Below are 13378 nucleotides of genomic sequence, written 5' to 3'. Positions count from 1 at the left end.
GTGCACCAGTCGGAAGCGACGCGCTGGGCTTTCGCCTCCATTAGCCCACAGCTCATCGATTTGCTGACCTTGGCAATTCGCTTTCTCGGGATGCCTGCTCATGCCACAGAAACTCGCCTGGATCGCAGTTACCGTGAAAACCACCCAAAGCTCGGGAGCCTGGACTTGCGCATAGGATGAAGTGTCTGTGCTGCCGGCTGGCACAAAGACTGCAAGACCTACATCAGGGTTACCTACCACATATTCCTCTGGACTCCTCCTCGGTCAACGATGATCGATGTCCCGAACAGGTCATGAATAAGGTTGGTACCTCAGACAGGAATCTCAGGCTTTAACACTGCAAAAGAACAGGCAAAGGCGCCTGGAACCGAAGGGTTTCAGGCGTTTTTTTTGCGTTTTTTATCCGTAATTATCTTCGGAGCCGTTCATGAAAACAGCCGCACAATTGCTGAAACTGAAGGTCACGCAAAACCAGCAGGTACATAGCATCGCGCCAGATCAGATGGTGTATGAAGCGCTGAAGATGATGGCTGAAAAGAATGTAGGTGCTCTACCCGTGATAGAGGATGGGCAGGTGGTTGGCGTTATCAGCGAGCGTGATTATGCGCGCAAGGTCGTTCTACAGGGGCGATCTTCGGTCGGTACTCCAGTCCGGGTCATCATGAGCGCGCCCGTCGTTACGGCAGACAGTCAACAGAGTATCGAGCGTTGCATGATGGTTATGACCGACAGTCATCTACGTCATTTACCGGTGGTGGAAGGTGATCAACTGATTGGCCTCCTGTCGATTGGTGATCTGGTGAAAGAGGCCATCGTCGAGCAGGCCGACCTGATCCGGCAACTGGAGCACTATATCCGTGGACACTGAAACGACCAAGGCAAGGTGGATGCAGGGCGCATAGGCACATGCAGTATTCCAATGTGTTGCCCGTCGGGCGGGTATTAATCAGGGAGCATTTGATATGGCCAAGTTAAGCACGGCACGACGTATTGCTATTGGATTTGCAATTGCGCCGTTGGTATTGATCGGTCTGACGTTCTACGCGCTGCACGATCTGGCAACGCTCAAGGAACAGGCAATGGTAATCGTCAAACAGGACTGGCCGAAAATTGACCCGATCCTGGTCATTGCCACAGGAGTACGGGACAACGCCAGGAACACCAGGGATTTGCTGATCGACAAGGAGAATCAGCAAGCGCAACAGGCCATCGATGCCACTAAAAAACGCATCAGCCAGGCACTTGAAACCCTGGAGCCGTTGCTCGATTCAGCGGATGGCAAGGCCGCCTATGTTGCCTTGAAAAAGAATCGCGAGACTTACGTGTTCGCGTTCACCCAAGTGCAGGTATTGATCAGACAAGGCGCATTTGATGCCGCGATGGCGCAGTTGAAGCAGCACGTCGTCCCCGCAGAACAGCAGGTTTACAAAAGCCTGGATTCCTTGATGGTGCTGCAAGGGCAGATCTTTGCCGATCGCGAAAAGTCGGCACAGGCACTGTACAACGATGCGCGTCTGAACATGTTGGGATTGCTTGTGTTCTGTCTGGTCTCAGTAATCGTCGTTGCAGTCATCGTGACGCGTAGTGTCACTCGACCTTTGGGTGGAGAGCCCATGGTTGCTGCGCAGGTCTTGAGTCAAATCGCCCAGGGCGATCTGACGATTCAAGTGCCATTGAATGCGAGTGCTGACGATAGCGTAATGATGAACATGCACCAGATGCAGCAAAGCTTGAATGCGATGGTGAAGCACATCGCGGCGGCGGTCGAACGGGTGGCCAGTTCGTCCGAAGAGCTGAGCGCGGTCAGTAGCCAGACCAGCAGCAGCTTGCAGCTGCAGGGTCTGGAGATCGCGCAGGCTGCGGCAGCGGTCAATCAGATGACGGCGGCCGTCGACGAGGTCGCACGCAATGCAGTCAGCACAAGCGAGGCGTCGCGGGTGTCTGAGCAAACCGCGCAACGCGGCCGTGAGCAAGTTCAAGAAACAGTTTCCTCGATAGGAGCGCTGGCGGACGGCATGACCGATACCTCAGAGCGTATCCAGCAATTGGCCAAGGGCGTGCAAGAGATCAGCTCGGTGCTTGACGTGATTCGCAGCATCGCAGAGCAAACCAATTTGTTGGCTCTCAACGCGGCGATTGAAGCAGCTCGCGCCGGAGATGCTGGTCGTGGATTTGCGGTGGTCGCTGATGAGGTGCGAGCACTGGCCCATCGCACTCAGCTGTCGACTCAGGAAATCGAACAGATGATAGGCAATATTCAGCTCGATACCGTGCAGGCAGTTAACGCCATGCAAAGCAGCCGTCACCTGGTGCAGTCGACCCTCGAAGTCGCGCAACGCTCCGGCGACGCACTGGAAGAAATTGCCCGTTCGATCTCGCAGATCAATGAGCGCAACCTGCTGATCGCCAGTGCCACAGAGGAGCAGGCCCTGGTGGCGCGTGAGGTAGATCGAAATCTGGTAGGGATTCGTAACGTGTCCGACCAGGTCTCAGTGGGGGGGCAGCAAACCCAGGTAGCAAGTTTGGAGTTGGCGCAGATGGCAGGAGCACTGAACGAGACGGTAGCGCGCTTTAGAGTATGAGCTTGCACGTTTTGTCCGCTACCCGCGAAGAACTGTATTGCCCTGGCGCGGGAAGGCATTGCCTGGCAGCCCGGTTTCCCTTGCCATGGCGGCGCGCAATGCGAACTTGCCGTTGTGCAACATACCCGCCCGTCACCCACTTGAAAGCCCGATCTGCATAACCGGCACTAACCCGAGGCCGCGTTGTCAGTTATTGGCGCCTGTAACGACGAGGACCGTCTCTGATAGCGGCACGTCAGACTGCACTTGGTGTTTCGCCCCTTGGGCAAACGCTCGCGATGGATTGCGTCCTGGACCGACTCTTTCTTAAGCGAGCAACCTTCCATGGGTTTTTTTCTCGATCCGCTTCATGACATTGACGCCGCGTTATTAAGCTACCGCCGGCTGTTTTGGTCGTTGGCACTGTTCAGTGGCGTGATTAATCTGCTGGTGCTGGTGCCGTCGCTCTACATGATGCAAGTGTACGACCGGGTCCTTACCAGTCGTAACGAAACCACTTTGTTCATGCTGACTTTGATCGCGCTGGGGTTGTTCATGTTCAGCGCCTTGATCGAGTGGGTTCGTGGCGTGGTGATGATTCGCATGAGCGCGGGGCTCGACGAAGCCTTGGGCGAGCGGCTTTTCGACGCTGCTTTCGCCCGCAGCCTTCGCGAGCACGATGCCAACCCGGCCCAGGTGCTCACCGATCTGGCGACACTGCGGCAATTGATCACCGGTCAGGGCCTGATTGCCTTGCTCGATGCGCCATGGTTGCCGATTTTTTTGCTGATAGCGTTCATCTTTCACCCATGGTTCGGCGTGCTGACGCTGGTTCTGGCCCTGATACTGATCAGCCTGGCTCTGTGGGGGGAATGGGCGACTCGAACACGCCTGGACGAAGCCAATCGGCTGGGTGTGCAGTCGTCGGTTTATCTCAACAGCACGTTCCACAATGCCGAAGTCATCCAGGCCCTGGGCATGCTCGGGCCATTGCGTCAGCGCTGGAGCCTGCTGCAGCAGCGCATCGTTGCGGCCCAGGCCCATGCCAGTGACCGAAGCGCGCGCATCACGTCGATGACTCGTTTCGTACGCATTTGCGGGCAATCGCTGGCTCTGGGGCTCGGCGCGCTGTTGGTGCTCGAAGGCCAATTGTCGGCGGGCATGATGATCGCCATGTCGCTGCTATTGGGGCGCGCCCTGGCCCCCGTGGAAATCGCCATCGGCTCGTGGAAGCAATTCAACTCTGGCCGCCAGAGTTACCAGCGCCTCAGCCAACTCCTTGTCCGCCATCCAGGCGAGCGCCTGCGCATGCCGTTGCCGCCGCCCACCGGCGCGGTGCGTGTGGAGCAGTTGTATGTCGGCCCGCCCGGTGCCTCGCAACCGATCCTGCGGGGGATCAATTTCAACCTGGTCAAAGGTGACGTGCTCGGCGTTGTCGGGCCCAGCGCCAGTGGAAAGTCAACACTGGCCAGGGCGCTGGTCGGGGTCTGGCCAGCCATGGGCGGGTCGGTGCGCCTCGATGACGCCGAGATCAGCCAATGGTCTCACGACGCCTTGGGCCCGCACCTGGGCTACTTGCCGCAGGACATAGAGCTGTTCGACGGCACGGTAGCCGACAATATTGCCCGCTTCGGTGAGCAGGACGCCGACAAGATCATCGCGGCGGGGCGTCTTGCTGGCATACACGAGATGATCCTGAGGTTCCCCAAAGGTTACGACACGCCGTTGGGCCCCGGCGGGCTTGGATTGTCCGGGGGACAGAAACAGCGCCTCGGACTGGCTCGTGCACTCTATGGGCTCCCTTCGCTGATCGTGCTCGATGAGCCGAACTCCAATCTCGATGAAGCCGGAGAGCTGGCGCTGGTCCAGGCGATCGGTGCGCTCAAGACTGGCGGCAGCACCGTGGTGCTGATTACACATCGGCCTAGTGTACTGGCGGTGGTTGACCACATCCTCGTGCTCAAGGACGGCACTCAACAGGCATTCGGTCCACGGGATCGGGTGCTCAAAGCATTGCTTGCGGGGCCGAGACCGGCAGCGATCAAGGAGGCTGGCGAAGATGCATGATCTGACCCCAGGCACACAGATGTACAGCGAGCAACGACCGATCGTACGTGATAAACCCACGCTGCCAGGTGCCAATACCGACGCGGGCAGCGCGGCACGATATGGCGTGGGCTTCCTGGCCCTGACACTGGGTGGCTTCCTGCTCTGGGCCTGTCTGGCGCCGCTCGACCAGGGTGTCTTGGGCAGTGGCACCGTGGTAGTGGCGGGCGAACGCAAAGCGGTGCAGTCGTTGGTCGGTGGCGTGGTGGAAAAACTTCTGGTCAGTGATGGCGACCGCGTCACCCAAGGGCAGTTGCTGGTGCAACTCAACACGGTGCAAGCGCAGTCACAACTGGACGTGACCCGGGGCAAATTGCTTAATGATCGCAGTGTCGAGGCTCGATTGATTGCCGAGCGCCTGGGCACCGCCGAGATCCAATGGCCCCCTGACTTGCTGGAACATGCTGAAGAACCGCGGCTCAAGGCAGCCATGGCCTTGCAGAGTCAGTTGTTTGCGACCCGCCGTTCAGAATTGGCCAGTCGCTTGCAGATCATCGAACACGAGACCGCCGCATTGCAGCAGCAACTGGTCGGATATGAAGGCGTCAAGCGCAACTACGAAACGCAGATGCGCTTCCAGCAGCAGGAGCTGGAAGGCCTGCGTGTTTTGGCACATGAGGGCTACGTCCCGCGCAACAAACTCTTCGAGGCCGAGCGTAACGCCGCCCAATTGGCCGGGCAGATTGCTTCCGTGACAGGTGATGCCGGCAGGACTCGCCAGTCGATCAATGAAAGTCGGCTCAAGGCCTTGCAGGCGCAGCAGGAATTTCGCCGCGATGCCGAAACCCGGCTCAGTGAAGTCTCCGCCGAGGCATCAGCTTATGCCGACCAGATCAGTGCCTTTGAGTTTGAAGTCGAAAACGGTGCGATCCGCGCGCCGGTGTCCGGACAGGTCATGGACGTGAGCATTCATACGATTGGCGGCGTTGCCCAGGCGGGGCAAACCCTGATGCAGGTGGTGCCGTTGGATGCGCCGATGGCGATCACCGCGCGTTTCGAGCCGTTGATGGCCAACAAGTTGCGTCCGGGGTTGCCGGTGCACGTGCATTTCACGGCGCTGCAACGGGTGGATACCCCGACTGTCACCGGGACGGTGACTACGGTGTCGGCGGACCAGTTGATCGATGAACAGACTCACCAGCCGTACTTTTCCGCCAAGGTCGAAATTCCCGCAGATGCCGTTGTGTCGCTACAGGCCGCCGGCCTGTCGGTGCGGCCGGGCATGCAGGCCGATGTCACGGTGGTCACGGGCGAGCGTACCTTGATGAACTACCTGATGAAACCTTTGCGCGAACGCTTGCTCGCAGCCTTCAAAGAGGAATGAGCGGCTATCCTCGTCTTTTCGAACGCCACACATTGCGGCAGGAGCGTAATGCTGTTCAGTTAAGCGAGAATGCTCCACTGTAGGAGCGAGCTTGCTCCGGGCGGCGTTCCGACGATGGACTCAAGAGCGCCGCGTTTAGTCAGTAAACACGCGGCATCGTTAACGACCATCGCGAGCAAGCTCGCTCCTACAGAATCCTTAAACGTTAGGAGCGGGCAGGCTTGCTATTACCAATTATGGCCTGGACTCAGGCGGTGAAATCGCTGGCGTGCAACTCCTTGACGCCCAGCAGTGCGAATTCGAACTCGGGGGTGGCGTCGGCGTCGACACTGCCGTAGAGAATGCCATCGGCAAAGCGCACTTGGCCGGTGGCGTTGGCAGGGTCGAAAGCGTTGCTGGCGATGAAGGTGAAGGCATCGACAGTGCCGGTCAACGGGTTGGCGTCCAGGCCGGAGAAGTCCAGATGATCGCCTTCGATGCTCTTGAAACCGTTGAGCACATCACGCGAAGCACCGACGCCCATGTCCGACAGCGCACCAAATGCGTAGGTATCCGCGCCAGTACCACCGGTGAGATAGTCGGTGCCTGCACCGCCGATCAACCGATCATCGCCGGAACCGCCCACGAGCGTGTCATTGCCCGCACCACCGTTCAGGACGTTCGCGGCGCTGTTGCCCGACAGACTGTCTGCGTAGGCACTTCCCGTCAGGTTTTCGAAGAATTTCAAGGTGTCGAGCCCCGACCCCCCGGTGTTTTGTTGCACTGAGGTCGAGAGGTTGGCGGTGACACCGGACAGAGCGCGTTCAAAGGACACGGTGTCATTTCCCTCGCGCCCGTCCAGCACGTTGTTGCCGGCAGCGGCGAACAGCGTATTGTCCAACGCGTTGCCCGTGCCATTGGCGGCGCCCGCGTTCTCGATGTACAGATTCTCGACATGGGCGCCAAGGGTATAGGTCCCCAGACTGCTGCGCACACTGTCGACCCCTCCGGGCAACACATTGCCTTGGGTCTCGATCACGCTGTCGTCGGCGTTGTCGACATAGTAAGTGTCGTTGCCATCACCACCACTCATGCTGTCGGCCTCTGCGCCACCATTGAGCACGTTGGCGGCGGCATTGCCGGTGATGAAGTTGCGCAGCGCGTTACCGCTGCCGTCGATCTCCGAGACACCGGTGAGCACGAGGTTCTCGAGATTGGCGCCCAGGGTCCAGCTGACTGAGGCCTGCACCGTATCGAGCTGCGAGGCCGAGGGGTTGGTTTCCACCACGCTGTCGGACGCGTTGTCGACCAGATAGATGTCGTTGCCATCGCCACCGGTCATGGAGTCAGCGCCCAAGTCGCCATCCAGTGTGTCATTGCCCGAACTGCCCACCAGGGTATCGGCCTGGTCAGTGCCGGAGATCATGCCGCCCTGGTTCTGAGCGTTGTCGAAAATGTCCTGAACACTATTGTTGTCGTCCGGGTTGCCTTGAAAACCAAGGTCTGCGGCGATGTAGTCGGCCAGGCGCTGGCCGACGATTTCCGCCGATTCCTCGTGCAGGTGCCAGACGTCATCGGGATACACCAGCGGATCGACTTCGTAGCGCAAGGGCAGGTCGGTGTAGTCCACCGCCAGCTTGACATCGGCACGTTCGGTGGCGATGGCTTCCTGGACGGCGCGAACATAGCCTACGCCCTCGACGATGGAGGCTATCTTTTCTTCGGAATAGCCCCGGGCACGTGCCGCATCCTCCTGATAGTGGCCGGTTTCCATGATGTACACGTTGAAGTTGCCGAACTGGGCATGCAGGTAATCGAACACCTTCAGGGTGGCGTCCTTGTAGGCAGCGGCCGCCGCTGTTTTGTCCGTGGCACGCGCGATCTCCTGGGCAGCTTCCTCACCCTGGCCCCAAATGATGCCCATGGTGACGTTATCGATCGATTGCAGTTCGGCGAGCTGGTCGCCCAGCAACGCGACGGCACGCAACAGTGCAGGCCCTGGCTGGTTGGTGTCAGTCAACCACCAGCACAAACTGAGCTCCTCGGCGCCCAGGGTCGACAGGCCGTTGACCGTGCTACCGCCCACCGCGATGTCGATGCCGTTGCCGTCGGCATCGGTGAACTGGCTGCGTACGTCATAGGGGGTGTAGCGGTCCAGGTCTTTGACCAGCATCGAGGTGCCGGACTGATCGTCATCCTCTGTCATGCGCAGCAGGCGCGCATTGGATTGACCGAGCGTGGGCAGGTAGAGAATGTCCTGTTGGGCGCGCTCGCCAAACACGAAGTCGCTGGCGGTGAGGGTGTTGAGGTAGTTCCCGTTGAGGGCGATTTCAAAACGGTTGCCATTGGCATCCGCGTCGGCGGATTTGATGTAGGTCTTGTCGCCGGTCGCGTTGAGGGTCATGTACAGCGTGTGATTGCTGCCATCGCCGAGACCGAGAAAGCCCAGGCCCGACACATCGATCTTGTCGACGCCAGCAGTGAAGTCATAAATCGTGTCGGTGGCAGTGATGCCGCCGGCGTCGTAATCGCGGTAACTGTCGAGTGTGTTGGTGTAGCGGAAAGTGTCAGCCCCATCGCCGCCATACAGCGAGTCGCGTCCGGCACCACCGTCGATGATGTCTGCCCCGGTGCCAGCCTTGATCGTGTCATTGCCACCGTTGCCCAGGATCAGGTCAGCAGCTGTCGTGCCGTTGAGCGTATCGGCATTATCGGTGCCGACGAGGGTACTGGCTGGCGCATCAGCCACCGTCAGGGCGAAGCTGTCGCTGACCGAGGCACCTGAAGGGTCGGTGGCCTTGACCAGTATGCTGTAGTTTCCGGCCGCAGTGCTGATCGGCGTGCCGCTGAACGTCAGGCTGGTGGCATTGAAGCTCAGCCATGCGGGCAGGGCGCTTGCGTCGGCGAGGGTCGCGGTATAGACCAACGCATCCTGGTCGGCGTCGGTGAAACTGTCATGGGTCACGGTGTAATTGAACGGTGTGCTTTCGGTGGCGTTCTGGTCGAGCAGGGGAATGGCCACCACTGGCACCGCATTGCCTGGAGTGTTCTGGTCGGCGAAGACAAAATGACTCGCCGTCAGGCTGCTCACCAGATTGCCCGCCATCGACAACTCAAAGCGATTGCCGTTGGCGTCGACGGTTAGATCCTTGAGGTAAGTACGGTTGGTCGACGCACTGTAGGTCAGTTGCAGCGTACCGTTAAAACCATTGCCCAGCGCCGTGTAGCCGAGTGCCGAGACATCGATCTTGTCGGCGGTCACGTCGAAATCGAGGATTTGGTCGCTGACGCTCGTGGAACTGGTGCGGTAACTGTCGAGTTTCGAGGTATAGCGGAACACATCCGCACCCGCGCCGCCGGTGAGCTTGTCCACCCCGGTGCCACCGATCAGGATGTCGTTGCCCGCGCCGCCATCAAGCGTGTCGTTACCTGCACCACCTTGCAGTTGCTCGTTGGCTGCGGTGCCAGTGAGGGTGTCGTTGTTCGGGGTGCCATTGATCACCGTGGGGCCCGCGGGTACGTCCTGCACGGAGAGGGTGAAGCTGTCGCTGACGGTGGCGTTGCTGCCATCGCTCGCGGTGACCTGGATGGAGTAAGTGCCCGACGCGGTGTCGCTGGGTGTGCCACTGAACGTACGAGTGGCGGCATCGAATGTGAGCCAACCGGGCAGGGCGCTGCCATTGGCCAGCTTGGCGGTATAGCTGAGGCTGTCGTTATCCGGATCGGTGAAGCTGGTGGCCGGGACCACGTAACTGAACGGTGTACTTTCGGTCGCGCTCTGATCCAGCAGCGGCGTGGCCAGCACCGGCGCCTGGTTGGTTGGTGACGACGTGGCGAAGACGAAGTTGGCGCTGGTCAGTTTGTCGAGGTAGTTGCCGGCCAGCGTCACCTCAAAACGATTGCCATTGGCGTCGGCGGTCAAGGACTTGATGTAAGTCTTGGTGCCGGTGCTGTTGAGCACAAGGTACACGGTGTTGTTCTTGCCATCCCCCAGGCCGGTAAATCCGATGGCCGACAGGTCGATCTTGTCGTTGCTGACATCGAAATCGGTGATCAGGTCGCTAAGGTTGGCACCGCCGGTGTTGTAGTTGCGGTAACTGTCCAGGCGATTGGAGAACACAAAAGTGTCCGCCCCGGCGCCACCGGTGAGGCTGTCCATCCCGGCGCCGCCGTCGAGCTTGTCGTCGCCCGCGCCGCCACTGAGATTGTCGTTTCCTGCGAGGCCGAGCAGGGTATCGGCCGAATCGCTGCCCAGCAACGCGTCGCTGGCGCTGGTGCCGGTGACCACCCGATTGAAAATGAAGTTGCTGGCGGTGAGGGTGCTGGCGAGGTTGCCCGAGAGAATCAACTCGAAGCGATTGCCGCTGGCGTCGGCATCGTAGTCCTTGATGTAGGTGCGGTCGTTGCTGGCGCTGTAGCTGACCTGCAGGGTGCCACCACGGCCATTGCCCAGGCCGGTGAAGCCCAGGCCGGCCAGGTCGATCTTGTCCTGGGTGACGTCGAAGTCGGTCACAGTGTCATCGAAGCTTGCGGTTGCATTGCGGTAGCTGTCGGACTGAGCGGCGAAACGGAACGTATCGGCGCCGGTACCACCGGTAAGTTTGTCGATGCCCGCACCGCCCACCAGAATGTCGCCACCGGCCCCGCCATTGATCGTATCGTTGCCGGCCCCGCCGTAGAAAATCTCGCTTTCGGCGCTGCCCGACAGGGTGTCGTTGCCAGTCGTACCTTGCACAGTGGTCATCGGCACCGTGTCGCTGACGTAGCTGCCGTCACCATAGATCAACGTGGCACCCTTGCTGGTGTGACTGATGGCATTGCCGATGATGGCATTGCGATCCGTGCCGTCTTCATTGCGCTCTGCAACACCGTAGGTCGAGAGGTTGCTGCCGCTGATGATGTTGCCCTGGATGGTGTTGTCGCTGCCGTTGAAGTACTTGCCTGACACGCCCAGGGTGTCGTCGTAGGACTGAATGATGATTTCCGGAACGGGGCTGCCCAGTGAATTGTTGTGGAGCGTGTTGTCGATGATTTCAACGTGGTTACTGCCGTAGATGCGAACCCCGGCGCTGGCATTGTCGTGAATATCGACGCCGCTGACAGTCACCTCGCTGGACATCTTGATCAGCACCCCTTCGGCGCCGTTGCCGTACACCTCGCCACCGGTAATGGTTATGTTGCTGGGGGAGGGGATGTCCTCGCTGCCGCGCTGCACCACGATGCCATTAGCGCCGTTGTTGTAGGCAATGTTATTGGTCAGGGTGAAGTCGTGGGTACTGGTCACGACGTTGAAACCGTGCCGGTCGTTGTCGTAGGCGATGTTGTTTTCAAAGGTACTGTCGCTCAGGAAATCAGCGACGAAGCCGTCCAGGCCATTGCCGTGGGACACGCTGTTCTTGATGACCATGTTGACGGTCTGCTCGTGGGGGTCGAAACCGTACCCGGAGCAATCCTTGATTTCGACACTGTCGAGGGTGACGTTGGAGTCGTAGCCTTCTTCGCCGGGAATGAAGCCGTTGAACCAACCGTCGATCTTGCCCGTTGTGTTGTCACGATTGCCATCAATGGTGAGGTTGCTGACGCCAAAGTCGTGGGTTTCTTCGCCATAAGCGGAGCGAATAATCCCCGTGATCTTGGTATCCGAACCGTCAGCCACTTTGACGTTGGTGACGCCCATGCCGTCGCCGTACAGGTAGACGTTGCTCTTGAGCATCAGGCACCCGTCAGAGGGTTCCGCGCCTGCGGAAACGATATAGGTCCCGGTTGGCATATAGACCTGGCCACCGCCAGCGGCAGCTGCGGCATCAATCGCACTCTGTATTGCGGCCGTGTCGTCGGTAATCCCATCGCCTTTAGCGCCAAAACTTTGTACGTTGAAAATCATTAACTTATCTCCGTATCAGTCTAAATAGCGGCGCACGCCAATATTCCATCGACGAACAGCTTGTTAGGACTCGGAGGTGCGCAAAAGTTGTGACCGAATATCGGAAGCTCGTCAAAAAACAGATATTACTGATCAGTGGTCTGAGCGGTCTTTTATGAAAACAACTTTATTTTGACGCTCGCCGTGGACAGTGCCTCTCGGCGTTTTCCGACCCTGGACCGGAAAAGAGCACCGCACCTACCTCTGGATCACATTGATCTGGTGAAGGTGCTTCGATCATTCATCTCCCATTACAAGAGCAACAGCCTTACGGCGGAAAAGCTGTACGAGCGCTACGGCGCGCTTCCGCTAAGCGTCTTCAAGTATCGGTACAAAATGTTCCTGGAGCTTGCTATCCCGGTGATCAAGGGGTGGGATGCCGCTTTGAAGGAAGACAGTGGGATTGATTTCGAGGACATGATCAACCAGGCCGCAGATTGTCTGGAGCGGGGCTATCAATCGCCATACCGTTTGGTCATGGCCGATGAATACCAAGATGCATCACGTGCGCGGGTGCGGCTCTGCCGGGCGCTCGTGCGTGAGCCACACAATCACCTGTTCGCGGTCGGTGATGACTGGCAGTCCATCAACAGGTTCGCCGGCGCGGATATGAGTGTCATGACCGGCTTCGTCGAATGGTCGGCCACGGCGAGGTATTCCGACTTGAAAAGACCTACCGCTGCCCACAGGCAATCTGCGATGCCTCAAGCCAGTTCGTGGCTAAAAAACCGGCTCAATTGCAGAAGACCGTGATTTCTGTGACGGAGCCGATCGGCCCCGCATTCCAGGCATTACAACTGTCTAGTAGGGATCAGGTTCGCGATGGCATGCGGCAGTATCCGGATGACCTCTACCAGCAGCTGTCGACCGGTGTGATCCCAGGAGCCAATGGTAGGCTGATATCGGTCTTCGTCCTTGGACGCTACAAATCCGACGCGCAGTTCATCCCCCAGGGGTGGGAGCAGCGCTACGGCAACAAGCTTGAGATCAGATTTAAAACCATCCACACGTCAAAAGGTGATCAGGCCGACTACGTTCTGCTTCCAGGAATGATGGTTGGAGGATTCCCGAGCCTGAAAGGTGACGACCCAGTCTTTAGCCTCGTGATGCCAAAGGGTGACACCTACCTACATGGCGAGGAACGCCGGGTTTTCTACGTGGCGTTGACGCGGGCGCGCAGGTCGGTCGCGATGTTTACCGTGACTGCCAGAAACTCTCCTTTCCTGACCGAGATGGTAAAGGACGGGGTGGTCATGGTTACGGACATCAATGGTGAACCTATCCAGGAGGAACGATGCCCAGTTTGCCTACACGGGGTTGTGCTTCAGCGTACTGGGAAGTTCGGTGATTTCAAATCCTGTTCGGGCTTCCCGCGTTGCAAATACAAACCCGAAAAGCCGAGACGCCACGGTAGCCAGCAGACAAAACTGACGCGGCGTCGCTAGAAGGGTGGTGCCGATCACCACCGCTCCTGGATAGCGCAAA

General features: G+C 58.9%; 6 protein-coding genes and 2 pseudogenes. 7 read left to right on the top strand and 1 reads right to left on the bottom strand.

Annotated elements, in window-relative coordinates; genetic code table 11:
- The first annotated feature begins 427 nt into the window (after positions 1 to 427).
- The 5 genes and pseudogenes from AC3WN7_RS10635 (at position 428) to AC3WN7_RS10615 (ending at position 5991) form a co-directional block, all read left to right on the top strand.
- Entirely contained in the window at positions 428 to 868 is a 441-nt protein-coding gene (locus tag AC3WN7_RS10635) for a CBS domain-containing protein (RefSeq protein WP_007971558.1), read from the top strand.
- A gap of 94 nt (positions 869 to 962) precedes the next feature.
- A pseudogene (locus tag AC3WN7_RS10630) lies at positions 963 to 1490 on the top strand (MCP four helix bundle domain-containing protein); the annotation flags it as partial.
- A 219-nt stretch (positions 1491 to 1709) separates the two neighbouring features.
- Positions 1710 to 2582 (top strand): annotated as a pseudogene (locus AC3WN7_RS10625) (methyl-accepting chemotaxis protein); the annotation flags it as partial.
- Positions 2583 to 2906: 324 nt separating this feature from the next.
- Complete coding sequence (locus tag AC3WN7_RS10620; RefSeq protein ID WP_102674992.1) at positions 2907 to 4628, top strand: type I secretion system permease/ATPase; 1722 nt, start codon at positions 2907 to 2909, stop codon at positions 4626 to 4628.
- Positions 4621 to 5991: an HlyD family type I secretion periplasmic adaptor subunit gene (locus tag AC3WN7_RS10615; RefSeq protein WP_102674991.1), complete on the top strand. Its 1371-nt coding sequence runs from the start codon at positions 4621 to 4623 to the stop codon at positions 5989 to 5991. The genes AC3WN7_RS10620 and AC3WN7_RS10615 overlap by 8 nt, the downstream gene beginning before the upstream one ends.
- 247 nt (positions 5992 to 6238) lie before the next feature.
- Here AC3WN7_RS10615 and AC3WN7_RS10610 read toward each other — a convergent pair whose 3' ends face one another.
- Entirely contained in the window at positions 6239 to 11854 is a 5616-nt protein-coding gene (locus AC3WN7_RS10610; RefSeq protein WP_102674990.1) for a putative Ig domain-containing protein, read from the bottom strand.
- 183 nt (positions 11855 to 12037) lie between these two features.
- Here AC3WN7_RS10610 and AC3WN7_RS10605 point away from each other — a divergent pair, with 183 nt between their 5' ends.
- A complete protein-coding gene (locus AC3WN7_RS10605) occupies positions 12038 to 12646 on the top strand; it encodes a UvrD-helicase domain-containing protein (RefSeq protein WP_158247847.1) in 609 nt (202 codons plus the stop codon).
- Positions 12610 to 13338 (top strand): 3'-5' exonuclease, encoded by a 729-nt coding sequence (locus AC3WN7_RS10600; RefSeq protein ID WP_158247846.1) that lies wholly within the window; start codon positions 12610 to 12612, stop codon positions 13336 to 13338. Before AC3WN7_RS10605 ends, AC3WN7_RS10600 begins: the two co-directional genes overlap by 37 nt.
- Positions 13339 to 13378 lie beyond the last annotated feature (40 nt).

Source organism: Pseudomonas sp. FW305-70 (genome assembly GCF_058783925.1).
The sequence above is the reverse complement of the archived record's forward strand: the minus strand, read 5'-3'. Positions and strand labels throughout refer to the sequence as shown.

Coding starts and splice junctions, on each gene's coding strand:
- AC3WN7_RS10635 (WP_007971558.1), top strand. CDS start 428: ATGAAAACAGCCGCACAATTGCTGAAACTGAAGGTCACGCAAAACCAG.
- AC3WN7_RS10620 (WP_102674992.1), top strand. CDS start 2,907: ATGGGTTTTTTTCTCGATCCGCTTCATGACATTGACGCCGCGTTATTA.
- AC3WN7_RS10615 (WP_102674991.1), top strand. CDS start 4,621: ATGCATGATCTGACCCCAGGCACACAGATGTACAGCGAGCAACGACCG.
- AC3WN7_RS10610 (WP_102674990.1), bottom strand. CDS start 11,854: ATGATTTTCAACGTACAAAGTTTTGGCGCTAAAGGCGATGGGATTACC.